Consider the following 26,398-nt stretch of genomic DNA (forward strand, 5'->3'; position numbering starts at 1 on the left):
TAAAATGAAAATAGCCAAATCACTGTTGTCTGTTTGCCTGTTGCTGTTCATTGGCCTTTTTGCCGCGCCGGTTGGGTTCGCCCATAACCTGTGGATTAATGCCGTTGACTACAATCCAGAGCTTCGTCCGCGTACCGGCGCGCAGACCAAGGTCTACTTCGGTTTCGGGCACCGGTTTCCGGTTCAGGATTTTCTCGATCACAAAAAGCTGACCGCATTCAAACTGGTCGGTCCCGACGGCACGAGCCGAGAACTTGAAGCAGGGGAGGGGGGCTTTCTGGCGACCGCGCTAAATTTCAGGAAAAAGGGCGGTTACATGGCGACAGCCGCTACCGCCCATGGATTTTATACCATGTATGTCGACCAGGAGGGTCGGCTTCATCACAAGCTGGGATCGCTCGAGGGGCTTAATAACGTCGTGCTCAGCCTTTACTACGAGAATTATACCAAGGCGCTGATCAATGTGGGCGAAACCGATGGTGATGCGTTTGCCAAACCAGTGGGGCACAACATGGAAATCGTAGCCCTGGAGAATCCATATTTGAAACAGCCCGGCGAAGAGCTTGACCTGCAGGTGTTGCACAAGGGACAACCAGCCCGGTTTTGTGAAGTGTCGGCGACCTATGTCGGCTTTTCAACCAAAGAGGACTATGCCTTCTCCAATAAGACCGATTTCAAAGGCCGGTCCACAATCCGTCTGCTCGCGCCCGGCCAGTGGATCGTCAGGGCCGTGGTGCGAAAGCCTGCAGAGGCCGCTTTTCGAGACAAGTGCCTTGAAGAAAAATACTCGGCGACGATCTCTTTTGAAGTGCGATAGCTTTTAGTGGTGCGAAATTGGAGTGAAAACCCGAGGATGAAAAACGCATTGATCCTTAGTCCTTTGCGGCGTTTGATATGATTACGTCCACCTGGGCCATGGGGGTGGTCTTCACCATCGCGGTGTTTGCCGGCAAGGCGGGTCTGGTGGCCGGCAGCGCCAGATTGGGATGGCGGGGCCTGATCGCCCTGGCCCTTTTATACGGCCTGGCGGCCTTTGCCATGGGGGTCGGTTTATCTGTCGTCAACCCGATGGATTATTTTGCCGTTTTTCAGCGCTTCATGGCCTGGGGGGTTGGCGTGCATTTTTTGCTCTCGGTGGGACTGATCGTCTGGGGATGGTCCACCATGCGGACAGCGACGGGACAAACGAAACGCCGGCCTGTGGTCGGCTATCTGTTGATGCTGCCGTGTCCAGTCTGCCTGTCGGCCATGCTGCTCAGTTGCTCGATTTTTGTGGCCCTGACCGGCGCCGACCCCATCCGCGTCGGCACCGGCATGGCCTTTTTATTCATTGCCGTAATTCTCAGCGTAGCCCTTTTGGCCGGGCACCTGATGAAACGCGGCCGGGATGAGCGGCGCAGTGAATTGCTGCTCGGGTTCATCATGCTGCTCACCGGTCTGTACTTTGCGGCCTCGATCATCATCGTTCCCGTTTATGCCAAGGCCAAGGCGCTTTTTTCCATACCGGGGGCGGCCGTTGGTCCACAGCTATCACTGCGGGACGCTTCGATCCTTTTTTTGATTGCGGGTTTTGTCAGTGGTCTGGGCTTTCTGGCCCATCACCGGCGGAAGTCACTTCGGTACGGAAACCGGGATGCCGGCCATTTAAACCATCAACCAGGCAAAGGGTAAGAATCCATGACCGTTCTCAACGTGTTGCAATCCGGGTTGTATCTGCTGATGAATGCACTGCTTTATCCGGTGATCGTGCTGTTGATCGGACTGGTGATCGCGGTGCTTTTTATTCTGGGCGGTTTTGTGTCCGAGCTCGTGTTGCGTCGCAGGCAGGCTGCGGACTCGGACAGCGGCTCCCAACGGCTTGCGTCGCGGGTGGCCGATGACCTGGCAGATGCTCGCTTTGCCTCGGCCGCCGCGCATATTGATGCCTATGCCTGCCAACAGCGGGTTGACAGCCGGTTGCTGCAGGATTTTCTTCAGGATATGGCCTGCCAGGTTAAGCGCGGCCGGGCGCATTTGGGATTGCGTGCGGAGAACGCGCTACGGCGGCAGGAAATTCAGATGGCCGCATTGCTGGACAAAACCCGGTTCATGATCCGGATCGCCCCCATGCTGGGGTTGATGGGCACCCTGATTCCCATGGGGCCGGCGCTTGTGGCCCTGACCCAAGGGGATCTCAAGCAGATGGCCAATTGCCTGATCATCGCTTTCGGCACGACCGTCGCCGGACTGGCGGTGGGCGCACTGGCCTATGTGATATCGATGGTCCGGGAGCGTTGGTATGCCCGGGACCTCATGGAAATGGAGTCTATCCTTGACCTCATGGCCGCGCACATCGATGCGGCCGACGTGACCGTAACCGGTGATGACGCGGCCAAGGCGGCGGTGCTGCCCATGACTATAGCATAGGAAAAACAATCGCATGCGCGAATCAACCATGAAGATGACGCTACGAGAAAAGAGGCGAACACGCCGCCGGAACAATCCGGTCCACCGGGATGATCCCATGAGCGGCGTAGCCAATCTGTTCGATGCGGCCATGGTCTTTGCCGTGGGGCTGATGGTGGCCATGGTCAGCGCCTACCATCTGAACGAGCTGTTTTCCGCCGATGAAATGACCATGATCAAGAACCCCAACCAGCCGGGCAAGATGGAACTCATCACCAAAAAGGGCAAGGAGATCAAGGTGCAGAAGCTGACCAAGGAAATGGCCCAGGGCCAAGGCATGCGTCTGGGAACAGCCTACCGGCTGCAAAACGGCAAGGTGGTCTATATCCCCGAAGAGGAGGAAAAATAGGATGCTGCGCGGTTTATGCGGTATAGTTCTATCTGTTTTGATGTTCATGGCTGGCCCGGCGCCTGCTTGGGCCGGGCAGACGGGCAACCTGGCCTTTTTGATCCCCGACACCAACACCAAGGTGCTATCGGAAGGCATCGCCGAATTTTATAATGAGAACGCCAAGCTCGCATCCAGAGTAAAAATCTCGGTTTATAACGATCAAGCGCTGGCCGATAAATCCAAGCCGGCGGATCTTGCCGGACAGGATGTCATTTTCCTGTATCATTTGAGCTACAAGATTATGCTGGCGCTGGAACCGGCCCTGAAGGCGGCCCGGCAACGGGGTACCCGTGTGATCGGTATCGGCGGGTATGAAATCTTCAAGCGCAAGGGCTATTTTAACGTTGATCTTGACGCCCATCCGGATTTGGCCGCCTATTGGGGGTACAGCGGCGCCCGAAACGCCAAGGGGTTGATCGGCTACCTGCTCAATCGCTTCTGCGGTTTTTCAGAATTAACCATTACGGCGCCTGCGGAGCAACCTATAGATGGGCTTTTCCATCCCGATGCCCCAGGCGGCGAGGTGTTTGCCTCCCTTTCCGATTACCGCGCCTGGTACGACGCCTCCGGACATAAAAAGCAAGGCCCCTGGGTGGGCATTGTCTCCTACAATGTCATCAAGACCGGGCACAGCCAAATCCAGGCGACCTTGATCCGGCAGCTGGAAAAGCAGGGCCTCAACGTGATCTGCGCCATCGGCTATCCGGCCGACATGCTGATTGAAAAGTACCTGTTGGCAGACGCGGTGAAAATCGACCTCTTGGTCTCGTTGATGTTTTCCCATCCCAAGGAGAAGGCCCAGGCGTTGCTGGCCAGGCTGAACATTCCCGTCATCCGGGGGATCAGTCTTTACAGTGAACTGGAAAAGTGGGCAACGGATCCCCAGGGTATCGAGCCGTTCCAACTGGCCTCGCAGATCTTCATGCCCGAACTCTGCGGCCTGATCGAACCCATCGTTCTCGGCGGCAAGCATGTGCATATGGACGAGAAGACCGGTATCGAGGTCACCGAGAAGATTCCCCAGACCGAGCGCATCGCCAAACTATCCGCCAGGGTCAAAGCCTGGCTCAACCTGAGAACCAAAAAAAATGCCGACAAGAAAGTCGCGCTGCTCTATTACAACAACCCGCCCGGCAAGCACAATATCTACGCCAGTTACCTGGACGTGTTCGCCAGCATGCAGGCCCTTCTGGAATCAATGCATGCAGCCGGCTATCTGTTTGAGGAAGATCAGAATTTTTCCAAAGCGGTTCTTCAGGATCTGATCCTCAAGCAGGGTCGCAACATCGGAACCTGGGCGCCCGGAGAGATGGACAAACTGATAAAGTCGGGGCGGATTTCCCTGGTTCCCATGGATGTTTATAAGCAATGGTTCGCCGATCTGCCCCGGGATTTCCATGACCAGGTGATCGCCAAGTGGGGACCGGTGGAAGAGACATCCCTGATGAGCTGGACCGATCCCCAAGGAAAAAAATTCCTGGTGATTCCCGGCATCACCTTGGGCAACATCTTCATCGGTCCTCAGCCGGCCAGAGGCTGGCTCCAGGAATCGGCCCGCCTCTACCATGATATGACCCTGCCACCGCACCATCAGTACCTGGCCTTTTACTTCTGGCTGAAAAAGGAATTCGGGGTCGATGCTATCATCCATTTCGGCAAGCACGGCACCCTGGAGTGGACGCCGGGCAAGCAGGTGGGGCTTTCGCAATCCTGCTCGCCGGATGTGCTCATGCAGGATGTCCCCGACATCTACCCCTACCTGATGGATGATGTGGGCGAAGGCACCCAGGCCAAGCGGCGGGGATACGCGGTGATCATCAGCCACATGGTGCCGGCCCTGAAGCAAAGCGGTCTGTACAAGGAGTATGCCGTCTTGCACAACACTATCCACCTCTACCTGGAAACCAAAAAGGTCACCCCCCAGGTGGCCGAAGGCTACAAGCAGGAGGTGATCAAGCTGAGCCGGGAACTGGGCATTGAAAAGGACCTGGGCGTTACGATCGATGACCTGCCCTTCGAGGAATTCCAGAAGCGGCTGCACGACTACATCCACGAGATGGAGTATATGAACATCCCTTACGGCCTGCATATCCTGGGCAGACCGCTTTCCGGTGAGGCCCTGGCCAGCACGGTCAATGCCATGCTGGGGGTGGAAAGCGACATCCCGGCCCTGGGCGTGATCATCGGCCAAGTCCTGGGCAAGGATTACCTGAAGGTCAAGGCCAATGCGCACAAGTACTGCGACGTGCTCGACAGGATAGAAACGCTGGCCATGGATTTTGTCGGCAAGATCGTTCTGGAGCAGGTCGCCCCCGAGGATGCGGCCCGGCGGTTGTTTGCCGATCAGTACGGGCAATGCCCACAGGCGGTAAAAACTCAACTTAAAAAGGCGGGCGGCATGGCCGCGCGCTACGCCGCCGATTTGATCGGGGTCGATCTCGAGATCAAGAACACCATCCGCGCCTTAAGTGGTGAGTTTATCGCTCCGGGACCGGGTAATGATCCGATCCGTGCCCCGGATGCGCTGCCCACGGGCAAAAATTTTTACGGCTTTGATCCCCAGCGGGTGCCCACCAAAGTGGCCTGGACGGTCGGCCAGAAAATGGCCGAGGATCTGATTGCCGACCACAAGCAAAAGCATGGGCGCTACCCCGACAAGGTGGCCCTGATTCTTTGGGCCACGGAGACCTTGCGGCACCACGGCGTAATGGAAGCCAAGGCCCTGGCCCTTTTGGGCGCCAGACCCATTTGGGACGGCCGGGGAATTTTAAAAGGCGTTGAACTGATCCCTCAGTCAGAGCTGGGGCGGCCCCGGATCGACATTCTGGTCAATGCCTCCGGTCTGTACCGGGATGTCTTCCCCATGCAGATCGGCCTGATCGACGATGCCGTGCAACTGGCCATCGCCGACGAACAAGGAAAACACGAGAACTTCGCCCGGCTGCATACCCTGGAGGCCGAGAAGATATTCGCTGCCAAGGGGTTCTCGGATGAAGAGGCAACAGCGATGGCCCGCTATCGCATCTTCGGCGCGCCCAACCAGGGCTACGGCACGGGATTGGGACAGGCGGTTCCGGCCAGTGGCAGCTGGGATGACGAGAAAAAGCTGGCCGATCTGTATGTCGACCGGTTGAACTTCGCCTATGGCCGCAAGGTGTGGGGCAAAAAGTCCCGCGCGGCATTCACCGAAGCGCTCAAGGGCACCGATGTGGTCATCCACAGCCGGTCCACCAATCTTTTCGGGGTGCTGGACAATGACGACGTCTACCAGTACATGGGCGGCATGGCCATGGCGGTGCGCAACCTTTCCGGTGAAGAACCCGAGCTTTTGGTTTCCGACAACCGGGATCCGTCCGCGCCGGGCAAGATGGTGGCGTTCTCCAAATTCATGGGGCTCGAGACCCGCGGGCGCTATTTCAATCCCAAATGGATCACCGGCATGAAGGAACATGGCTATTCGGGAGCTCTGAAGATGTCGGATTTCGTCGAATACCTCTGGGGCTGGCAGGTGACCGTGCCCAAGGAAGTCACCCAAGAGATGTGGCAGCAGGTCAGTGAGGTCTATGTCAACGACAAATACAAAATGGATTTGAAAAAGTTTTTCGAGAAGAACAGCCCCCACGCTTTCCAATCCATCACCGCCAGGATCATGGAGGTGGATCGCAAGGGGTACCAGAAATTCGATGAAAAGATGCTGCAACAACTTGCTGCCGAGTACGTCGAATCGGTTGCCGACCAGGGCCTGGCTTGCTGCGAGCACACCTGCAACAACATCGCCCTGAACCAGTTCGCGGCCACCATCCTCTCCGTGCCGGGCCTGGTCTCCCCGGCCACCATGCTCAAGTTTCAGCATCAGGTCAAGCTGACCACCGGTAAGGATGTCAGAAATCCGGACTGGGTCAAGAAATCGCAAAATAGGGACGCCAAAACCGCCATGGCGCCGGATGAAGCTGCCAGGGAGGCCGGCCAGCAGAAGATAGAGGACGTCAAGGGGTACGAGATGAAAGAGAAAAAAGATGAAAAGGCGACGGAAATATCCTCCTCCGGGGCCTCCCTGTCCGCCATCCTGCTCGTGGTCGTCATCGTGGCCATTATCGGGCGCGGCTTCTGGAAGGGGCTGAGAAAATGAATATCAAATATAAACAACTGGTAGGCATGTTTTTCCAAAATTCAGGTATTCATCAGAAAAAATAGGAGAGTAAAATGAAAAGGGCCAAATTAGGGTTATTTATTTGCCTGTTGCTGCCCATCGGTCTATTGGCTGCATCACAAGCTGGGATCGCTCGAGGGGCTTAAAAACGTCGTGCTCAACATTGAGAAAGGAATGCTTGAATTGAAAACACTAATCGTCTGTGCCTCGCGCTACGGGTCCACCCTTGAAATCGGCCGCTGGATCGGTGAACGCCTGCCCTGGACGGAAACCGATTGCTTTGCGATTGCCTATGCACCCTCACCGGCGGATTACGATCTGGTGATTTACCGGCTGGAAGGAGCGTATTGATGAAGACCCAAGCCGACTCCCGGGATGGTAAATCCGGTCTTTTTCGGTCATCCCTGGACGAACGGCCGCAAGACGAATTTTTCGCCCGTGAAGGGGTCGATCCGCTGACCCATGCGTTTGACCGCAAACTCGCCGTGCATGCCGGCTTCGGTGGCCGCCCCGTTTTAAAGGAGCATCGGCTGCACGTGATGGATGGCCTGTTGCTGCGGCCGCGGTGCGGCCCTTCCGCCATTTACGTGCATGTCCCGTTTTGCGAAAGCCGTTGTTTGTACTGCGGTTTTTTCAACCGGGCCTACACCCCGGAGGAGAGCGGCCGCTATACCGATGGACTGCTGCGTGAAATCGAGCTGTAGCGGGGTCATCCGGCGTTTTAACAGGGGCCTGTGCATGCCGTCTACATCGGTGGCGGGACGCCCACCGCCCTTGCGGCCCCAGACCTTCAGCGGCTTTTGAAGCATCTGACGGCCGCCTTGCCGCTGGCCAACGACTGTGAGATTACGGTCGAGGGGCGCATCCATCATTTCAATGCCGACAAGATGGCGGCTTGTCTGGAAGGCGGGGCCAACCGGTTTTCCATTGGTGTCCAGACATTCGATACCGAATTGCGACAGGCCATGGGGCGTATGGCCGGTCGTGAATCCGTCATGGCCGCCCTCGACCGGTTGAGCGGCCTGGACCGGGCCGTGGTGGTCATCGATCTGATCTACGGATTTCCGGGACAGACCATGGCCATGTGGCGTCGCGACATCGCCGAATTTCTCAGCCTGTCGCTGGACGGGGTGGATCTTTATCAGTTGAACGTGTTTAAAGGCAGCCCGCTGGACAAGGCCGTGGTCCGGGGGGATATGCCGCCGGCAGCCGATCTGCCGGGCCAGGCGCGAATGTTCGCCGAAGGCGTCGATCTTTTGTCCGGGGCGCGCTACCGGCGCCTTTCCATGAGCCATTGGGGGCGGACCACGCGCGAACGTAACATATACAACCATCTGATGAAGGGGCCCTCGGCCTGACCTCGCTTCTGGACCGGTCGCTCCTGCACCTTTCTGAAGGGGAGAAGCAGAAGGTCGTGCTTGCCTCGATCATGTCGCTGGCCCCCCGTGCCCTGGTGCTTGACGAACTCAGCGCCAACCTGGATCCTTCGGCCACCCGGGACCTGGCTGACAGGATCGCCGAGATCAAGCGGGCCGGCCTGGCCATTCTGATCGTCGATCACCGGCTCTACTGGCTTGGCGACGTGGTCGACCGGGCGCTGGTTATGGACCGTGGGCGCCTGGTTGCCGAGGGTGATTTCAGCCTGCTGGCCGATCCAGAGCTCAGGCGCGCTCACGGGTTGCGCAACGTCCGCGACGACTACCCGCGTCCGCATCTTATGCCGGTGAACGGCAGCCTCGGCCATCTGCGAGTGGAAAACCTTTGTTTCGGCTACCGCAACGCACCGGAGCTGTTTCACGGTGCAACCCTGTCCGTGCCGTCCGGGGTCACGGCACTGCTCGGTAAAAACGGCGCCGGCAAGACCACCCTGGCCCGGCTGCTTACCGGATTGTCGCCCATGGACCGCGGCCGGCTATTTTTCCGAAATCGGCCCATCGCCCCACGAACCCTTCTTGGCCGAACCGGAATTGTCTTGCAGAACGTCGACCATCAGTTGCACATGCAGACCGTTCACGCGGAACTGACCGTATCGGCGCGCAGCGTACGGCCCGCCTGGCGAGGCACCCTAGTCGAGGAGCATCTCGACCTGCTCGGCCTGCGGCCCATGGCCGGGCGGCACCCCCAGTCCCTGTCCGGTGGTGAGAAGCAGCGCCTGGTGATTGCCTGCGGCATGGTCAAGCAGCCGGATCTGCCGATTCTGGACGAACCCACCAGTGGCCTGGACGGCCGCAACCTGGCGCTGGTAATTGCCCTGGTCCGACGGGCCGCCGTGCTGTTGATCAGTCACGATCTGGAGCTGATCGGGGCGAGTTGTGATCACGCGCTGCGTTTGCCTGTCGGCGCTGAAGGGGGTGAATCCATGATTGATCTTTACATCCATCAGCAGAGCCGTTTCAATGCTTGTCATGACCGCTGCTTCCCGCTGCCGAAGTCGCGCGGCAGCGGCTATTTACGTTCGGTCTGCCCACGCCGGGGGATGCTGTTGTTTCTGGAGGCGTATCAACTCCACAGGGAAATGGCGGTGACAACAAGCAACGTTATGCTTCCACTGGGATTCTCCTATTGCCTGTCAGGCCGGGTGGACTGGCGTGTGGAAGGGCGATGCGAACAATTCACCACCCAACGGGGAGAATGTGAACTGCTTTTGACAGATCAAACCAGCGGGAAGTCAGTATACTGGACCGATGAACCGGTGGTTACGGTCAATATCCTGCTCTGTCCGAAACTGCTGCAAAGCTATTTCGAAACACCCCCCGGCTGTCCGGACAACGCTTACATCCCGGGCCTGCCGATGGAAGGGGATCGTTTCCTCTATCGGAAAGGTGTGATTCCCGCATTTATTCAGTCAATTCTGAAACAATTGATGCGTTCACCCTGCCAGCGTGCGGCCGACAAATTACTCATCCAAAGCAAGGTCATGGAACTGGTGGCCTTTCAGTTGGACCAGCTGGATCCATCGGATCGAACCGCTGAAGCCGGGCTTGACAATTCAGCCGATCAGGCCATGATTACCCAGGCCAAGTCTATCCTCAAAGCCAACATGCAATCCCCACCTTCCCTGAAAAGCCTGGCACACCTGGTCGGCACCAACGAAACAAAGCTGAAAAAATGTTTTTCCGCCGTCTGCGGCACCACGGTTTACGGTTATCTGACGGCTTGCCGCATGCAGCGCGCCTGCGAACTGCTCGAAGATCGCGGGCTGACCCTGTCACAGATCGGCTTTGAGCTAGGCTATTCTGAGCGGACTCACTTCTCCCGTGCTTTTTCCCGCTACTATGGCATTCCGCCTTCCCAATACCGCAAACGGTGTTTGTTCAAACAAAAATGATAAAATAAACCGTTTCGGGTACGCAAAGAAACCTCTCGGGTACGCCCTGCCGGCGCATGCTGTGATAGTCGTTTAGCCTGACATCCTTAGATGAATACATCAAGCATGATAAATCTCAGGCTGGAGGATTGGCTTTATGCGTCGAACCCTTTCATTTGCAATACTGTTGACCCTTTTGCTCTTTATATGGACCGGTGTTTGCCTGGGCGAAAAGGCGGGGCCGGATTCCAGGCAGTCCGAGCCATGCCAACTCGAAAAGGTAACTGTCACCGCCCGGAAAAAAGAGGAGGAAGTTCAAAAAATTCCTCTGAGCACGACCGTTGTATCCGGCACTTTGATTGAAGACGCCAATATCAGCGATACCAATGAGCTGACCCGGATGACGCCCAATGTTTATTTCAAAAAATCCACATCGGAGAATGTAATCGTCATGCGGGGCATTACTTCCTTCGATACGTCAGTCTATTCCCCTACTGCCGTCTACATGGACGATCTGATGCTGCCGCTTCATTATGCCCATCTGATCGACCTGTTGGATGTGGAGCGCGTGGAAGTATTGCGTGGCCCCCAGGGTAGTCTATACGGGGGCAACAGTATGGCCGGCGTCATCAATGTCGTTTCCCGGCAGCCGGACAATACAAAACGGATGAAAATCACCGGCGACATCGGCAGCTATACCGGTGTGGACAACAATCCGACACAGTACGGTGTCAGCGCCAGCGGTGCAGGACCGATTATCCGCGATCATTTGTATCTGGGCCTTGCCGGAAGGTTTGAAAAAGGGGATGGCTTTACGACCAACCTTTATGCCAATGACGATCAGGCGGGAGCCATCGACCGTAAAAATGCCCGGGCTATCCTGCGCTGGACGCCCACCTCGAGTTTTGATGTGTCATTGACCGGAGACATTTTGAACAATGATGATCGTATCGCTGTATACCGTTTTGATAGTGGCCCCTATCGTACGGATCAGTATTCCGTGCGGCATGACGCCGACGATTTTCAAAAGGAAAAGGGCTACAGTCAGAACCTGAGGGCGGCCTACAAATGGAAAACCGTAAAGCTTTTGTCAATCACCGGCTTTCGGGATTATCGCAACGAAAACCTCCAGGACTACGATTGCACTGCCGACCCGGCGAGCGATTGGGGCGCCACATCGTCCGAATATGAAGATCAGTTTATCAGCCAGGAATTCCGCCTTTCTTCAACCCGTGACGATTCGCCGTTTACCTGGCTGGTCGGTGCATACGGTTTTACGGAAGAAACAGACATCAAACAGGATAACGATGTCACTGTTCAACATGCAGCTACAGGCATCGATACGACGGGGGGTGCCCTGTTCGGTGAGGGAACCTGGACTTTTTACGAACGCCTGCATACCACCGTCGGTCTGCGCTACGATGTTCGGCGCACCGAGGGTGAAAAACGAGATATCGGCATAGACATCTCCGACGAGATAAAGGACGCAGAAGTACTGCCCAAATTCAGCCTCGGTTTTGATCTGACCGATACGGCCTATGGCTATGCCACTGTTTCCAAGGGCTACCTTGCCGGCGGATACAATTATGGACTGGCCACCGACAAGGATTCCTTTGCCTATGACCCCGAGTATACATGGAACTACGAGATCGGATTCAAAACCGACTGGCTCGAGCGCAGGCTGCAGGTCAATCTGGCGCTGTTCTATATCCAAATGACCGACAAGCAGGTTTTCGAGATGTCGGGCGGTTCTTATCCCACCACCCGGGTGGACAATGCCGCCAAGGCCCATTCCAAGGGGGTTGAACTGGAACTTAAGGCCCGTCCGGCAAGGGGATGGGATATCTTTGCCGGGCTGGGCTATGTCGACGCCGAGTACGATGACTGGACCGCAACGGAATGGAACAGTACCTATACCGCCCTGACCAGAAACGACTATAGCGGCAAGACCTTGCCCAACGTGCCGGAATATACCGGATCCCTTGGCATTCAATACCGCCATGCCAGTGGTCTTTTCGCCCGTGCCGACGTCAGCGCCGTCGGCCCTTTGTATGCCGATCAGAACAATTACTTTGAAGAAGACGCATACGGGTTGGTTGACCTGCAACTGGGGTATGAAGCCGAGACGTTCGATATCGTGCTGTGGGGCAAGAATGTATTCGACACTGGATACCACACCATCGTCTACGACTGGGACGGAGAAAAGCTGGTCCAGGACGGCGAACCGGCCATGGTCGGTGTCCGTGCCACACTGCGGTTTTAGCCATGAACCGGTCGGAATTTAAAACCAAAGCCCATGGTCCCGAACTCGAACCGTTTTTCCCGGCCAGCCGCCATATCATACCCAGCGGCGTTCAGACCAGGGTGCGTGACTGGATCGTCCTGGGCGTGCTCAATGGTCTGGTGGTGGCATTAAGTCACCTGATCTACGCTTTGTATGTCTTTTTCGGGCCGGCGGCCTTTTTCATGGGGTTCTACCACCAAAGCGCCGAAAATTTGCTCATTGCCAGCGTTTATCTGCTGATGGCCGTCACCGCGCCCAACCGCCGTCCCTTCACCCTCAACGCCGTGGTTTGGAGCGCCATGGGCCTCATGCAGGGGTGGTGGACCCTTTTGCCGGTGGCCGTACCCGCCGGATTCCTGGCTGATCGGGTGATCCGATGGGCGGTCCCACAACAGCGGTCGGGGTGGGTGCTGGTGAGTTTTGTCTTTTACACCAGCATGCTCAGTGCCGGTACGTTCTGGCCTTTCCTGCTGCTCAAGCAAAGCGCCGTGATCCAGCGCATGACGGCCATGGATCCGGGTATCGCGGTGATGGTGGACACGTTTACACTGCCATTTTGCGTTTCCATACTGGCGGCCACTTTCATCACGGCCCTGGTGGGCGGATACATGGCCCTGAAACTGATCGCCCGGCACTTCGGAATATATCAAGGATAAACATGTACATTCGATATTTTCTGTTCAACCTGGATGACCGCGTCAAGGTCTGGATAGCCGTGAGCACCGGCGGCTCTGCGATCTATTGTGTGGACCCATATCTTCAGGCCGCTATGCTCGGCATCTGCCTGACGCTGTGCCTTTATTGCGGCGCCAGACGGTTCGTGGCCGGTTTTATCATCGCCGTGGCCGCTCTGGCGGTAACTACTGCCATTTTTGCCTGCCTGCCTTGTCTGGAGGGGAAAACCACCGGGCGGGGCATTTTCTATATTCTGCTCAAGTTCGGACCCATGTTCGCCATGATGGTTTTTCTCCAGGCCAGTCTGAACACCAGCCGTTTTCTGCGCTCCCTGGAATGCATGCGCATGCCGCCGCAATGGGTCATCCCCCTCGGCGTTTGCCTGCGGTTCATGCCTTCGGTGGCGGCTGAATGCCGCCAAATCCGCTACGCCATGCGGATTCGGGGTGTGGGGTTGACCCCGAAGCGGTTGGTGCGTCGCCCCTTTGAATCGGTCGGCTATATGCTGGTGCCGCTTTTGGTCCGTTCCCTGGCCATCGGTGACGAACTGGCCCGGGCCGCGGTGGCTCGCGGCATTGAAACGCCCGGCGCCAAAACCAGCCTGTACGACCTTGGTTTTTGCACCAAGGATGCTGTGGTGCTGGCTGTCTGGACGATGGTGCTCATCATACTGGTGGTCGCGGACCATCAGATCTATGCCGCAATAGTCGGGAGGATGCCATGATCAACGTTGCGGACCTTTCTTTCCAATATGCCGGAAAAACAGACTGGGTGCTCAAGGATGTATGCCTGGACATCCAAAGAGGCGAATGCGTTGTCCTGGCCGGTCCCAGCGGATGCGGCAAATCGACTCTGTTGAAATGCCTCAACGGCCTGATCCCCCATTTTGAAAAGGGCACCCGGGCAGGACGGGTACTAATCGGCGACGTCGACCTGGTCGAGATGCCCATGCACCGCATCGCCGGACGAATAGGGGCCGTTTTCCAGAATCCAAGGTCCCAGTTTTTCACTACCCGCGTGGCCGACGAAGTCGCATTCGGGTGTGAGAATGCCGGCCTGCCCCGGGAACGGTTGCGCAAGCGTATCGATGCTGCCCTTGATCGGTTCCATATCGCTCATTTGCAGCAAAACACGGTGTTTAACCTTTCCGCCGGTGAACGGCAAAAAGCGATCCTTGCGGCGGTCTATGCCATGCACACGGATATCTGGGCGCTGGATGAACCCTCGGCCAACCTGGATTCAACTACCGTAAAGGGATTGAAAACAGTGATTCGGTCATTGAAGCGTGAGGGAAAAACACTGATTATCGCCGACCACCGCTGCCACTATCTAAAGGGTCTGGCCGACCGTATCATTCTTCTGGATGACGGCCGGATCGACAGTGTCCATACGGCAAACACTTTTTATCTGAATAGCAATGCGCAAATAAACCGTCATGGACTGCGCTGGATTCATGCGTCGACCGGTTTTCCCACTGTATCCACGCCGACCATTGAACAACGGGAGAACTCCAGACTGGCTGCACGAAATTTGTGCTTTGGTTATCCGGGCAAAACAAAGGACGTACTACAAAAGGCGAATCTGTCAGGTGCGGGCGGAGAAATTATCGCCCTGACCGGCGCCAACGGAACCGGAAAAACGACCCTGGCCATGATTCTCTGTGGTCTTTTTAAGGCTCGCCAAGGGCAAGTTCATATCGACGGCCGGATTCGGAAACCCAGGGAAAGGCTGGCGCTCTGCCGTCTGGTTTTGCAGGAAGCCGATCACCAGCTTTTCACCGAAAGCGTTTTTCAGGAGTTGAGACTCGGGCTGGGCGGCAGCGGCTGCGATCGCACCCGTATCATGGAACTGCTGAACCAGATCGGCCTGGGAGACAAAGCCCATCTTCACCCACAATTTCTTTCAGGAGGAGAAAAACAGCGCTTGACGGTGGCCACGGCACTGATTGCCGAGCCGGCGATTCTTATTCTCGATGAGCCCACGAGCGGACTGGATGCCGGTAATATGAGCCGAATGGGCGCACTGCTGAAACACGCAGCCGGCCGGGGAAGTCTTGTTTTGGTAATCACCCATGATGAGGAATTCATTCAAACCTGCTGTACACGCGTACTGCGGATGGAAAAAGGAGGTATTGTCGATGCGTAAGTTACCCAGGCTGGAAATCGATTTCAATGAACTGAACAATTTGTATTTTGGCACGGTTACGAGTCGTCTGATGATGACGGCCATTAAAATGAAGGTTTTCGACCATTTGGGAAGCCCTGAATCGGCCAGGAACGTGGCCGAGGCCCTTGACAGCCATTACGGCAATACGGAACTCATGCTGGATGCCTTGTGCGCCTGCGGGCTGGTGGAAAAGAAAAGCGGACGCTATAGTAACCGAAAACTGGCCCATGCGTTCCTGGTTTGCGGCAAACCGGCCTATCTTGGAGAATGGCTGGAACAGGCGGATGAAGCGATGCGACCCTTTTTGGAGAAAATCGAGGATCGAATTCGTATTGGACCGGGTGAGGTGGCCAAAGCGGAAGACATGAACGGCGAAACATACTGTGAACGCTACACGGCGTCCCATGCGGCCAGCAGTCTGGCCGGGATCGCCCGGCAATTTGCAGTGCAGATCGAAAAACTGCCGGCCTTCTCGTCCTGTCGTACCATGCTTGATCTGGGCGGTGGGCCGGGCATCAACGCCATGGCCGTGGCGGAAACCAACCCAAACCTTCAGGCCACTGTGTTCGACCGTCCGGAGATTGCACGCATGGCCCGCTGCTACATTGAGACCTACGGATTTGCGGACCGGGTAAGGGCCGTCGGCGGAGACTACCTCAACGATCCATTGGGGACAGGATATGACATGATCATGATCACCGATTCCCTCTACTACGATGATCAGAAAATCGACCGGGTTTTGGAAAAATGCGGCGCTTGCCTGCGTCCCGGAGGCATGCTGGTGGGAATTCACGCGGTGTTGACCGATGAGCGCACCCGCCCCGTGCATCTGGTCCTCGACCTTTTAGCGGAAACCATGACCGGCCAGGCGCACATGCCGGAAAAGGGCTTTTTGGCACGCGCCCTCGGCCGATGCGGTTTCGACGGCATAACATCGACAATGGTCGTCATCTGCGGAATCCCCATGGAGATGAATGTTGGTTATGCCAAATCAAGCGACTGATAATAACGAACCAGAAACAGGAGATGAGAAAATGAGACCGCTGCCCACACAAGGCCCATCCTTTACGCCCCTGCATGATATGCTGACGGCCGCGATTCCCGCCAGACTGCTCCAGGCCGGTTTGGCATTAGGGATATTCAATGTGCTCGGAACCTTTCGAACGGCCGGTGAAGTGGCCGCCGAACTGGACGCTGACGCAAGCAACACCCGTTTGGTACTGGATGCCCTCACCAATGTCGGCTTGATCGAAAAAAGCGAGGGGCGGTATCAAAATTCGGCATTGGCCAACCATTATTTATCTCCCGATTCAAAGCTTTATCTGGAGCCCTTGTTGGCGATGATAAAGCGCATGAGTATCGATCCGCTGGAACATCTCGAAGAACGGATTCGCAAAGGACCCCTGCTTCCAAACGCAAGGGATGAATCAGGCTCACCGTGCCTTTGGGTGGAAAGCGCACGCGCCAGTGCACCATGGGCGCTTGGAGAAATGGGAACCTGTATCGCCCGAATTGTGTCAAGCCTTCCGGGCTTTTCCGGTTTTAAAAAAATGCTTGATCTGGGAGGCGGCCACGGCCTGTTTACGCTCTATATTGTCCAGGCCGGAGAAACCCTCGAGGGCGTGGTATTCGATCGCGCGCCGGTGATCGCGTTGGCTTCTGAATTCATCGCATCTTACGACATGGGCGATAGTGTCACCGTGATGGCGGGGGATTACCTGACCGACGACATTGGCCACGGATACGATGTCGTCTGGGCCAGCGCCACGCTGAATAATGCCAAAGATAACCTGCCCGCCCTGTTCTCAAAGATATATGACGCCCTCGAACCGAACGGTTATTTCATCAGTCTGCATGACGGTATGACCGGTGAGCAAACCCAGCCGGCGATGATTTTAGAGTGGCTGGGCGGCCTGTTGAGCAGCGGGCGGGATCTGCGTTTCGAACAGGGGGAAGTGGCCGAGGCCATGCTGACCTGCGGTTTTCGCTCGGTCCGTTCCCGCACCCTTAAAACCCCCTTGGGACAAATGGATCTGGACATTGCCCAGAAGTAGAAGTGGTCAAACATATGGTACCGGGAACAATAAAAATTCAGTAAAGATAGGCAACATCTGGGTCGTCGACCGGATATACGGCGGCGTCTTCGACCACCGGGATGGCATCATCCTCGATCGGGCGCAGATGAAAGATGCCTTCCACCCGCACCCACTGGTCGGTGGCCACTTTTTGGGCCCGGTCGGAATCCACGGCCACGGCCACGGGCAGGGCGTCGGCAGCGCAGCAGGTAATCAGGAAACGGTAGACGGCGGTGTCCCGGCCGTCGAAATATTTTTTCAGCGCCTCATCATGCAGCATCATCCCCTTGAAAACCACCCGCCGGCCATCGTATTGATCTGCATTCAATAGCAGGTCCAGGATGGTGAATTCACGGTCCGTGACAGGACTGCGCGGTGTGCCTTCTGCAGCCGGTGTGGCCGTTGTCGATTTGCCGGCCCGTGTGACGGTCACCTCGGGCGTGCCGACAAAGCGGTTGCTGAACACGTGGCTGCCTAGCATGCACCTGTAAACAGGGCGGGAAGGATATCGATGTGCCGCAGAAGGGGTGGCCTTTTCTCGTTTTGCGCAGGGGCTAGCGGGATTGAAGGCAAGTCCAAGTCAAAGGATCCTCGGAAGTCAAGGGTGCAAAGAAGAAATTCGTGTCGAACGGTCCGAAATGACCATGCTGCGCCACCTGGCTGAAAAACCCCAGCCGCGTGTAGCGGATAGTTCGCTCAGGCGTGACGCCCATGATCTGGTAGTAGGTGGTTTTGTCGATGGCCTCGCGTGTTTCGGTCAGGTCGATGACCGCTTTATCGGTTTCACACCAGGCATGCAAAATCCATTGCCGGCCATTGAACAGCCAGCCGTTGACCACATCCACATGGTCATTCTCGCTGGCGACTTCCAACACAGCGTCAAAACAAGTGGCCGTATGGGCTTGTTTGGGGATCAGGGATACCATTGTTGCTCCTTGGAGACGGATTCAGATTGATCAAACAGGCTTTTCGGGTTGCAGGGCAATCAGAATTGCACCCAGGGCATTGCCGACCTCGAAATGGGGCGGCAGGATCAGTTGCGTCTGCAGCCGGCGGGCCACATCGGGAAGGATTGCACTGGCCGCGGCGCCGATGCCAACGATGGGGACCCCCAGCTTGAACGAGAACGAGAGCAGCGCATCGTTGGTATTCGTGCCTGCCAGATTGCCCATGGGTTTGCCGGTTTGCTGTTGATAGACGTAGCCGACAATGGTGTCGGCGATTTTTTGTTGCGTCAGGTCAACGACCTGGCGGCAAAACGTCTCGGGCGGCTGGTGTTGGAGTTTTGCCAAGACCTTCGCGGCCGAGATGCTGCGTTGCGCATCACCGATTTGAAGCTTGCCCAGGACATGCAATGCATCGGTGGGCGTGAACCCGATTTGCCTTACCTGGTCGTTGAATGTGAGATCGTCGAGAAGGCGGTCCAGGCCCAGGTCCGACATCCCCAAACCATCCATCACGTCGGCGGGGGAGCCGCCACCGCGGGATTTCAGATGCCTCAGGATCGAATCGGTCGGTGCGGTCCCTTCGCACCTGCCATCGGTGCCAAGAAGCCAGCGGTTGCGGCTGCCCGCACCGATCCAGTCTGCCGGGTCGGGAATCCCGTTTGCCATGCACAGCGGTTGAACCCGCCGGGGACCAACGGTGAGCGCTCCCAAACGGTTCACCGTGGCCAGGCTGTCTCCACCAATTCCCACCGTGTGCATATCCACTGCGTCAACATGGGTCGGCCAGCGATCGATCAGGCTACCGCCACTTGAAATCAACGGTCTGCCGTCTTTGATCAGGGTGATGTCCGTAGTGGTGCCGCCAACGTCAACCACCAGTGCTGTTTTGGCGGCGGCTGATTTCGCGCCGAAATAGGCTGTTGCCGCAGGACCGCTGGCCACGGTGCTGGCGGCACTAAGGGCTGCCTGGTGCAGATCGATTGCCGTGGCATCGCCATGGATTATCTGTGCTTGGGCGTTGATGTGCCGATGCTTCAACAATTGTTCTGAATGGTCGACGAATGCCTGGATGACCGGTCTCAGGCGGGCGTGAAGAACCGCCGTGGCGGCGCGTTCGCGGATGCCCGCCCGGGTACTGATGGCGTGAGAACAAAACACCGGTTGGGGATCGGTCAGTTCCACCGCCTTGGCCGCCACCTGTTCATGGGCCGGATTCTCGATGCTCATGGCGCCGGCAATGGCATAGGCGGCCACATGACTTTTCATTCCCGCCACGGCGTCCACAATACGTTCGATATCCAGAGGCTTTACTTCTCTGCCCATGTGGTTATGCCCCCCATCCACATAGCAGGTCGAAACCACCGGCGCCTCAAACGGTTTCACCGGCCCGATGACGATCAGGCCCACATTGGCGCCGCGTCCTTCGACGATGGCATTGGTGGCCAGGGTCGTGGAAAAGGCGATTTTTCTGACTTGCTGCGCTTCCCGGTCGGAAATGATCTCGTCCAGTACATCGACGATCCCCTGCTGTAGATTATGGTGCACGGTCGGGCGCTTGGCGCTTCTGACCACGTTCTGACTGGAAAGATCGAAGAGCACCGCGTCGGTATAAGTGCCACCCGTATCGATGCCGATGCCGTAGGCCGGTTTGGTCGCTGCCTTTTGCATTGTTTCCGGTCTTTTTTCCCTGCTGTGATGGTTGTAAAAGCGGGCCATGCCCGCGAAAAAAACGATCCAAATGCCATCATCCAACTTTTTCTGCAGCTATATATTGCAAATTCCAATTTTCTGCAATAAATTTGCATATCAATTTTAATACCCGAAAGTCGATATCAAGTGATTATGATCCGATGTTGATTCCTTCATGGCGGAGTGAACGTTGAAATAGAAATCAGAAAAAATATAAATAAAATAAATAGTAAAGCCGCTTTTCAAGCCGTTTGCCATTTCACCCAACTGAAAAAGAAGAGCGATTCAAAGTAAAAGCAAATAATTTGCATATACGGACACCATCAGACAGCGACATCAACGCTAAAAGGAGAATCAAATGAACCCTCGACGCTTCCGTATTTTTTTTTATCTATTTATATTATTATCATTTTCAAGCTACGGATATGCCGTGGAGAAAATTCCTGTTTTCGTCAGCATTATCCCCCAGAAATACTTCGTGCAACAAATTGGCAAGGATCTGGTCGATGTTCAGGTCATGGTCCAGCCCGGTGCCAGTCCCGCCACCTATGAACCCAGACCCAGACAAATGATGGCTTTATCAAAAGCTGCAGTCTATTTTTCCATTGGCGTACCCTTTGAAAAAAGCTGGCTGGACAAAATCGCCGCCGCGAATCCGGACATGAAAGTGGTGGCCACGGATCATGGCATCGAAAAGCTGCCCATGGCCGGCCACCATCACCATGGAGAGCATGGCCATGACCAAGCGGATGAAATGCACCACGAGGGGCGGCATGATCACCATGGGGGCAAGCATGATCATCACGAAGATTTGGATCGAGCAAAAAAGGACCCCGGGGAAGGGCACCATCATGCCCAGAAGGGGCTCGATCCGCATATCTGGCTGTCACCGCCATTGGTAAAGAGTCAGGCCCGTACGATCATGACGGCCCTGCAGGCAGCGGACCCGGCCCACAGGAGCGTCTACAAGGCCAATTATCAGCATTTTGTGGGGACGATCGATAAACTCGACACCCAATTGAAGCAGACTTTTATCAATCGACAAGGTTTTCAGTTTATGGTTTTCCATCCGGCCTGGGGGTATTTTGCACATGCCTACGGAATTTCTCAGGTGCCCGTTGAAATCGAAGGCAAAGACCCCAAACCTGAGCAATTGCAACACCTGATCGAGCATGCCCGAAAGAGCAAAATCAATGTTATTTTCGTACAGCCCCAGTTTTCCACCAAGAGCGCCGAGCAAATTGCCAGGGCCATCAACGGTCAGGTCATCCCTGCCGACCCGCTGGCCGAGGATTGGTCGGCCAACCTGCTCATGGTGGCCGAGAAATTCAAGGCGGCATTGCGCTGAAAATGTGATTTTGGGTTCCGGTGGTCCTGGTTTATTTAGCCGCCATAATCGTTTGCGCCCATTCCCCGGACAGCCGGGGGGCCTCTGGAAATAAGCAGGGAGGTGTTTCTGATTACCGTCGGTAATTAAAGTAGGGTGGGCACTGCCTGCCATCGACATCAGACCGTGCGAAGCAGCCCCACATACCTGCCCAGAATAACAACCTGCCTGCGCTGAGGACCTTTAAACACCAGCGGCGAATAGGCCGGGTTGGCCGACTCCAGGGTCAAAGTGCTGCGCGTGCACCGCACGATTTTAAGCGTGGCCTCAAGCAGGAGACCCTCCACCATCACAGCAGCGATTTCTCTGCTCTCCACCCGCTGTTGGGGCCGAATGATTACCAGATCCCCGTCAAGGATGTGGGCGTCGATTATGGAGTCGCCTTTTACCCGCAAGCCAAAGCAGCGCTTAGCGCCTGTTTGATAAATCCGTCTAAGGTCCGCTATCGGCGTTGGAAAGTGTTTCAAAATGCTCACATATTACATATATGCTCCGCTTTTGAGCCACTTTCCGCCTTGTTATTGTCCCTGATCCAGACTTCTCAAACAGTCTATTCACGCCGAACAGCGCTGGTGATACGGCCAGTTCTCCTTGCAGGTTCTCAATGGCTTCCACGGGCAGGCCGGCGGCAATGGTGCCGATCAGTGGAATGCCGGCGCCGGTGACGTCCTTGCTGAACCGCCAGGATCGCTTCTTGCTCGGCTCGGCCAGAATATAGCCTTTGTCCTTTAAAACGTTCAGGATGCGGTGAATGCCCGACGGTCCGCTCAGGCCCAGGTGGGCGCAGATTTCTCTCACCGTGGGCGCCATGCGGTGTTCCTGTTGAAATGAAATGACATGCTCAAGCACGCTTTTTTGTCTGGGGGTGAGATCGGATGTCATGGAATCACTCCACAATGATTTTTCCCAAATTGATCGGTTCGCCGTATATTCAATGTTATGCGGTAAGACAATCTTTACTCGTTTAATAGGAACCTTGAATGCGTTTCAAAGCTAATCTAAATGATATTTGGGCGCTGGTTCCCGGACCAAGAAAGCTTTGTGACAGCATCAATAGCCAGAAGGTTCGGGAGACCGTCGATTACGCAGCGACCGAAGTCGAAAAGCATGCTTTGGGGTTCGAGGGCTTCACTGTCACCCATGCAGCGAATCCAAATCACGAGTATTGGCAAGCACGGATACAGAACGACTATGGAATACTTTTGCTCAGAATGACGCTTCACGACGAAACTACGTTCGGTGGATTCAGTGTATTCGGCGATTGCGAGTCACAGCTTCTGCTTGAATTCTGGTCGCATTTCCAATCGATGTTTCCTGCGATCTGGTTATTCGCTCCGGACCTTTGCCTTTACACTCCGGAAACGGCAATCGTAGGGCCAATCGTATAACCATCAGTTTCACCAGAGCGCAGGGGCCATGGCATTTTTGAACTGCATCGTTTTCTTGAAAATCTTTTCATTCTTGAAAGCTTTCGATAGGCTTTGCGCCTTGGTGAACTGAAACGATGGCGTGGCCGCTTCGCGCCACGCCATCGGGCTGCGGATTACCATCCGCAGCCCGTTATGCAGGCCTTCATGACCGATAACAGGTTCTTTTATGTAATTTAAATCTGTTACTTATCGTGTTTAACCCGAAATCTTACATAGATGGGTTGATGCTTATAATGGATAGCGTTATAATATGACCCATGATAAACTCCTTTAAAACCAGGGGCACGGAGGATATTTTTGATGGTAATGGGTCACGAGCTGCCAGAAAATGTTGTCCGCAAGCAATTTGGCCTGTTGCACGTCGAAAGATGGATCAAATCAACCGAGTGAGGGAGGTAAATGAATTAATGGTGCCTCCAGGTAATCGCTTAGAACGTTTAAAGGGGGATCGCGAGGATCAATACAGTATCCGGATTAATCAACAATATCGAATTTGTTTTATTTGGAAGGACGGCCATGCCTACGACATCGAAATCACAGACTATCACTAAAGGGATTGCCGGCAGGCGCTTACCCAGCAATAGACCGCCGACTCATCCGGGGGAAATGCTATTAGAGGAATTTGTTAAACCCCTCGAATTAACACAGGTAGAACTCGCCCGTCGTTTAGGAGTTTCATACCCTCGCCTGAATGAGATTATTAAGAAAAAACGTTCCATAACCCCAGATACCGCTTTGCGTTTGTCGCGTGTATTAGGAATGTCAGCGGATTTTTGGCTGGGGTTACAGCAGGATTGGGATCTTTGGCACGCCATGAACAGCCCCGAGGCAAAAGAGATATCTCGTCTTCAACCTATTTGTCCTGTTGAAAATACCATTGCATAACCCGCCAGTGCACCGGATTGCCATTCCGCTGCCGCTCCATGGCAACCGGTGACCGGCAATGATGGCGTGGCGCTTCGCGCCACGCCATCGGGCTGCGGATTACCATCCGCTTGATGACTGTCGCTACGCGCCAGCCATCAAGCGGATGCAGCGGACAGAACCGCCGCCTAATCGTGACGCTATCGCGCCACATTAGACGGCGAACCTGCCGTTGATCCGCAGCCCGCTATGTGATCGAAGGAATCAAGTACCTCCTTTTTTTCTTTTAGCCAATTGATTTATTTATCACTTCAGCTTTATGGACAACCAGAAAAGATTATTTTGACCGCACAAAGGACGACTCTCAGGAGTGGGCAAGCCCAAGCGCCCAGAAAGTAGCGAATGCTCTTGGATTTGGCATAGCGACAGTTAAAAGAACGATGGCTGACTATAGCCGCGGCGTAAACTTCAATGAGGTGGAAACGGTATTTAGGGGGAGACCCCAACGAGCGCTTTCGGATTCTACACAGGCAATCGTTCGAGACTACATCCGCAAGGCTAACAAAGAAGGCGCATATATTACACTTGAGATGCTCTGCCAGCATCTCGAAGAGGTTGCACCAGAGCAAGACTTCAGTGTTCGAACATTGGGTCGAGCGCTTGATCGGTGGGGTTTTACATTTGGCAAAGGAATACGTTCCCAGCGCTTCAAGGAAAAGGACCATGTTGTGGCTGCAAGACAGCGCTATCTGAGAAGAAAGCTCGCCAATAGAAAGGGAAAAGATACGGTCCGCTCTGAAGTTTCCTTGGATGAGTCTTATGTAAACAAAAACCACAGCAACGATTTTGTGTGGTATTACGACGATGACGGTCCATGGATTCAAAAACCTACGGGCAAGGGTAAACGCTTGATAATAATGAATGCAACCACCAAAGACGGCTGGGTTCCCGGTGCCAAGGTTACTTTCAAAAGCACCCGAAAAACAGGCGACTACCACGGCCAGACGAACCAAGAAATGTTTACGAAGTGGTTCGAGGAAAAACTCCTTCCGAATATCCCTGAGCGCTCACTGATAATCATGGATAACGCTTCTTATCATAACGTTTTATCGCCTGTCTCCGCGCCGACTCCTTCCTGCAAGAAAGATAAGATTCGATTCTGGTTGGAGCGGAATAACTTTCCGGTAAAAGACGATTGTTTAAAAGCCGAGTTGGTTGAGATTTTAATAAGAGTTGGACCGCAACCAACATATGTATTGGATGAAATTGCCATTGAGCAGGGGCATGAAATTCTGTGAACACCACCGTATCATCCAGAGTTGCAACCAATAGAGACATGCTGGGGAATTGTAAAAAACGAAATCGCCCGCAATTGCGATTTTACAATGGACAACCTGATTCTACAGCTTGAACGTGCTTTCGATAAGGTTACCTCGAAAACCTGTGCCGGATTGATAAGGAAAATTCGTGATGTTGAAGATGCCTTTTGGAGAGATGATGCCGCTCTCGATGAACAAAATTGAGTATCAAGTCATATGACCGGAACTATAATTATTGACAAAAACCCCCAAAATATGTACAGTATTTCTGTACATAAATATTGGGGGTAAAAATGGCAATTCAAACAACATATACTCATGCAAGAGCTAAGTTGGCTTCTCTATTGGATGAAGTTACTAAAAATCGCGAAATCGTTATTATTCAAAGACGTGGCAGCGAGGATGTGGCGATGATCACTGCCGACGAATTGGCCGGAATTCTAGAAACCGCACATTTGTTGCGCTCACCAGCCAACGCAAAGCGCCTACTCACCACCCTTGAAAGGGTCAAAAAGGCGTCAGGTATTTCCCAATCGATTGAAGCGCTGCGTGAAGAGGTTGGATTTGAGTAAACGGCGCACTAAAAAGACTCAAAATAAAGCTCAACGAGAGTCGATCTTTCAACCCGAATTTAGAGAGGACCTAAAATGCTGGGTTGAGACAGATCGTAAAACTGCGCTTCGCATTTTTCAATTGATAGAGGCAATCATACGTGACCCCTTCCAAGGAATTGGAAAACCAGAACCATTAAAATTTCTTGGTTCTGGTGTATGGTCGCGCCGGATCACCCAAGAACACCGATTGGTCTATGTTGTGGGACATGAAAGAATTGATTTTGTTCAAGCTCGTTATCATTATTAGTGTATGTCTGGTTATTTATTTGTCGGAACGCCCATTACTCAAATTCGTAGTGGATATCTGTGGAAAAATTTGGCAGATGGCAATCTCGGTAAACATAAGAGCGAAGCTCCATTAAAATTTGCTGTGTCAAACACAATTTATACAGTTATTGGTTTATGTTTTTAGCTGTAGAGTGTTACATGTTTATTTTCAAAAACATGAAATTGGAATCCGTGGTAAGGCATTATAAACCGCAATATTTAAAATTATGCTTCACTATTTTTTTGCTGATTCTGCTTGGTGGAGGGTATGGTATCATTATAAAGAAAATAAGCAATTTCTAACATATAACTTAAACGGAAATGGGATAAACGGTAGCACTTCTAAAAATCAATAAATAAAGATCTACGAAGATCCCAATGAGTTTTG

At 54.5% G+C, this 26,398-nt stretch carries 28 protein-coding genes; 22 read left to right on the top strand and 6 right to left on the bottom strand.

From position 1 onward, the window contains the following. Window positions 1-4 precede the first annotated feature (4 nt). From Dvar_RS12480 to Dvar_RS12550, 15 genes are all read left to right on the top strand, one after another. Window positions 5-817 (top strand): DUF4198 domain-containing protein, encoded by an 813-nt coding sequence (locus tag Dvar_RS12480; protein ID WP_419662033.1) that lies wholly within the window; start codon window positions 5-7, stop codon window positions 815-817. A 77-nt stretch (window positions 818-894) separates the two neighbouring features. Then, window positions 895-1,671 (top strand): DUF2162 family putative transporter, encoded by a 777-nt coding sequence (locus Dvar_RS12485; protein WP_419662034.1) that lies wholly within the window; start codon window positions 895-897, stop codon window positions 1,669-1,671. A gap of 6 nt (window positions 1,672-1,677) precedes the next feature. After that, the gene (locus Dvar_RS12490) at window positions 1,678-2,406 is read left to right on the top strand and encodes a MotA/TolQ/ExbB proton channel family protein (protein WP_419662035.1); all 729 of its coding nucleotides are present in this window, start codon (window positions 1,678-1,680) and stop codon (window positions 2,404-2,406) included. 13 nt (window positions 2,407-2,419) lie between these two features. Further along, complete coding sequence (locus Dvar_RS12495; protein ID WP_419662036.1) at window positions 2,420-2,794, top strand: DUF2149 domain-containing protein; 375 nt, start codon at window positions 2,420-2,422, stop codon at window positions 2,792-2,794. Between the two features lies 1 nt (window position 2,795). Then, window positions 2,796-6,965, top strand: coding sequence for a cobaltochelatase subunit CobN (locus tag Dvar_RS12500; protein WP_419662037.1), 4,170 nt, complete (start codon window positions 2,796-2,798; stop codon window positions 6,963-6,965). Between the two features lie 204 nt (window positions 6,966-7,169). Then, window positions 7,170-7,337: a hypothetical protein gene (locus Dvar_RS12505; RefSeq protein WP_419662038.1), complete on the top strand. Its 168-nt coding sequence runs from the start codon at window positions 7,170-7,172 to the stop codon at window positions 7,335-7,337. Further along, window positions 7,337-7,690 carry a hypothetical protein gene (locus Dvar_RS12510; protein WP_419662039.1) on the top strand — a complete coding sequence of 118 codons (354 nt, stop codon included), beginning with the start codon at window positions 7,337-7,339 and terminating at the stop codon, window positions 7,688-7,690. Before Dvar_RS12505 ends, Dvar_RS12510 begins: the two co-directional genes overlap by 1 nt. Window positions 7,691-7,720: 30 nt before the next feature. Beyond that, complete coding sequence (locus tag Dvar_RS12515; protein WP_419662040.1) at window positions 7,721-8,344, top strand: radical SAM protein; 624 nt, start codon at window positions 7,721-7,723, stop codon at window positions 8,342-8,344. Window positions 8,345-8,400: 56 nt separating this feature from the next. After that, the gene (locus Dvar_RS12520; RefSeq protein WP_419662041.1) at window positions 8,401-10,314 is read left to right on the top strand and encodes an ATP-binding cassette domain-containing protein; all 1,914 of its coding nucleotides are present in this window, start codon (window positions 8,401-8,403) and stop codon (window positions 10,312-10,314) included. Window positions 10,315-10,450: 136 nt separating this feature from the next. Beyond that, the gene (locus Dvar_RS12525) at window positions 10,451-12,556 is read left to right on the top strand and encodes a TonB-dependent receptor (protein WP_419662042.1); all 2,106 of its coding nucleotides are present in this window, start codon (window positions 10,451-10,453) and stop codon (window positions 12,554-12,556) included. A gap of 2 nt (window positions 12,557-12,558) precedes the next feature. Further along, on the top strand, window positions 12,559-13,233 hold the full coding sequence (locus tag Dvar_RS12530) for an MptD family putative ECF transporter S component (RefSeq protein ID WP_419662043.1): 675 nt from the start codon (window positions 12,559-12,561) through the stop codon (window positions 13,231-13,233). Between the two features lie 2 nt (window positions 13,234-13,235). Then, on the top strand, window positions 13,236-13,976 hold the full coding sequence (locus Dvar_RS12535; protein ID WP_419662044.1) for an energy-coupling factor transporter transmembrane component T: 741 nt from the start codon (window positions 13,236-13,238) through the stop codon (window positions 13,974-13,976). After that, window positions 13,973-15,397 carry an ABC transporter ATP-binding protein gene (locus Dvar_RS12540; protein ID WP_419662045.1) on the top strand — a complete coding sequence of 475 codons (1,425 nt, stop codon included), beginning with the start codon at window positions 13,973-13,975 and terminating at the stop codon, window positions 15,395-15,397. The genes Dvar_RS12535 and Dvar_RS12540 overlap by 4 nt, the downstream gene beginning before the upstream one ends. Continuing rightward, a complete protein-coding gene (locus Dvar_RS12545; RefSeq protein WP_419662046.1) occupies window positions 15,390-16,421 on the top strand; it encodes a methyltransferase in 1,032 nt (343 codons plus the stop codon). The genes Dvar_RS12540 and Dvar_RS12545 overlap by 8 nt, the downstream gene beginning before the upstream one ends. A 31-nt stretch (window positions 16,422-16,452) precedes the next feature. Further along, window positions 16,453-17,472 carry a methyltransferase gene (locus tag Dvar_RS12550; RefSeq protein WP_419662047.1) on the top strand — a complete coding sequence of 340 codons (1,020 nt, stop codon included), beginning with the start codon at window positions 16,453-16,455 and terminating at the stop codon, window positions 17,470-17,472. A 37-nt stretch (window positions 17,473-17,509) separates the two neighbouring features. Here Dvar_RS12550 and Dvar_RS12555 read toward each other — a convergent pair whose 3' ends face one another. From Dvar_RS12555 to Dvar_RS12565, 3 genes are all read right to left on the bottom strand, one after another. Next, complete coding sequence (locus Dvar_RS12555; RefSeq protein ID WP_419662048.1) at window positions 17,510-17,974, bottom strand: TIGR03943 family putative permease subunit; 465 nt, start codon at window positions 17,972-17,974, stop codon at window positions 17,510-17,512. A 73-nt stretch (window positions 17,975-18,047) separates the two neighbouring features. Further along, on the bottom strand, window positions 18,048-18,419 hold the full coding sequence (locus Dvar_RS12560; protein WP_419662049.1) for a hypothetical protein: 372 nt from the start codon (window positions 18,417-18,419) through the stop codon (window positions 18,048-18,050). A gap of 30 nt (window positions 18,420-18,449) precedes the next feature. Continuing rightward, on the bottom strand, window positions 18,450-20,192 hold the full coding sequence (locus tag Dvar_RS12565; RefSeq protein WP_419662050.1) for a hydantoinase/oxoprolinase N-terminal domain-containing protein: 1,743 nt from the start codon (window positions 20,190-20,192) through the stop codon (window positions 18,450-18,452). Window positions 20,193-20,487: 295 nt separating this feature from the next. On the opposite strand from Dvar_RS12565, the gene Dvar_RS12570 reads away from it, so the two are divergent. Further along, on the top strand, window positions 20,488-21,477 hold the full coding sequence (locus tag Dvar_RS12570) for a metal ABC transporter solute-binding protein, Zn/Mn family (protein WP_419662051.1): 990 nt from the start codon (window positions 20,488-20,490) through the stop codon (window positions 21,475-21,477). Window positions 21,478-21,635: 158 nt separating this feature from the next. On the opposite strand, the gene Dvar_RS12575 is transcribed toward Dvar_RS12570, so the two are convergent. Together Dvar_RS12575 and Dvar_RS12580 are read right to left on the bottom strand one after the other, a co-directional pair. After that, a complete protein-coding gene (locus Dvar_RS12575; RefSeq protein WP_419662052.1) occupies window positions 21,636-21,983 on the bottom strand; it encodes a LexA family protein in 348 nt (115 codons plus the stop codon). After that, a complete protein-coding gene (locus tag Dvar_RS12580) occupies window positions 21,949-22,398 on the bottom strand; it encodes a LexA family protein (RefSeq protein ID WP_419662053.1) in 450 nt (149 codons plus the stop codon). Before Dvar_RS12580 ends, Dvar_RS12575 begins: the two co-directional genes overlap by 35 nt. Window positions 22,399-22,496: 98 nt before the next feature. On the opposite strand from Dvar_RS12580, the gene Dvar_RS12585 reads away from it, so the two are divergent. Continuing rightward, a complete protein-coding gene (locus Dvar_RS12585; RefSeq protein WP_419662054.1) occupies window positions 22,497-22,904 on the top strand; it encodes a hypothetical protein in 408 nt (135 codons plus the stop codon). Between the two features lie 9 nt (window positions 22,905-22,913). Here the strand turns inward: Dvar_RS12585 and Dvar_RS12590 are convergent, their stop codons facing one another. Then, complete coding sequence (locus Dvar_RS12590; RefSeq protein ID WP_419662055.1) at window positions 22,914-23,066, bottom strand: hypothetical protein; 153 nt, start codon at window positions 23,064-23,066, stop codon at window positions 22,914-22,916. A 248-nt stretch (window positions 23,067-23,314) separates the two neighbouring features. On the opposite strand from Dvar_RS12590, the gene Dvar_RS12595 reads away from it, so the two are divergent. The 5 genes from Dvar_RS12595 to Dvar_RS12615 all read left to right on the top strand — a co-directional run bounded on the left by Dvar_RS12595 (window position 23,315) and on the right by Dvar_RS12615 (window position 25,990). Beyond that, entirely contained in the window at window positions 23,315-23,497 is a 183-nt protein-coding gene (locus Dvar_RS12595) for a type II toxin-antitoxin system RelE/ParE family toxin (protein WP_419662056.1), read from the top strand. Then, on the top strand, window positions 23,463-23,831 hold the full coding sequence (locus tag Dvar_RS12600) for a HigA family addiction module antitoxin (protein ID WP_419662057.1): 369 nt from the start codon (window positions 23,463-23,465) through the stop codon (window positions 23,829-23,831). The genes Dvar_RS12595 and Dvar_RS12600 overlap by 35 nt, the downstream gene beginning before the upstream one ends. Before the next feature lie 419 nt (window positions 23,832-24,250). Next, window positions 24,251-25,108 carry a hypothetical protein gene (locus Dvar_RS12605; protein ID WP_419662058.1) on the top strand — a complete coding sequence of 286 codons (858 nt, stop codon included), beginning with the start codon at window positions 24,251-24,253 and terminating at the stop codon, window positions 25,106-25,108. A 314-nt stretch (window positions 25,109-25,422) separates the two neighbouring features. Continuing rightward, a complete protein-coding gene (locus Dvar_RS12610) occupies window positions 25,423-25,701 on the top strand; it encodes a type II toxin-antitoxin system Phd/YefM family antitoxin (protein ID WP_419662059.1) in 279 nt (92 codons plus the stop codon). Further along, a complete protein-coding gene (locus Dvar_RS12615) occupies window positions 25,679-25,990 on the top strand; it encodes a Txe/YoeB family addiction module toxin (RefSeq protein WP_419662060.1) in 312 nt (103 codons plus the stop codon). Before Dvar_RS12610 ends, Dvar_RS12615 begins: the two co-directional genes overlap by 23 nt. The last annotated feature ends 408 nt before the right edge of the window (window positions 25,991-26,398 follow it).

Origin of the sequence: Desulfosarcina variabilis str. Montpellier (genome assembly GCF_048565275.1) — a bacterium.
Lineage (GTDB): Bacteria > Desulfobacterota > Desulfobacteria > Desulfobacterales > Desulfosarcinaceae > Desulfosarcina > Desulfosarcina variabilis.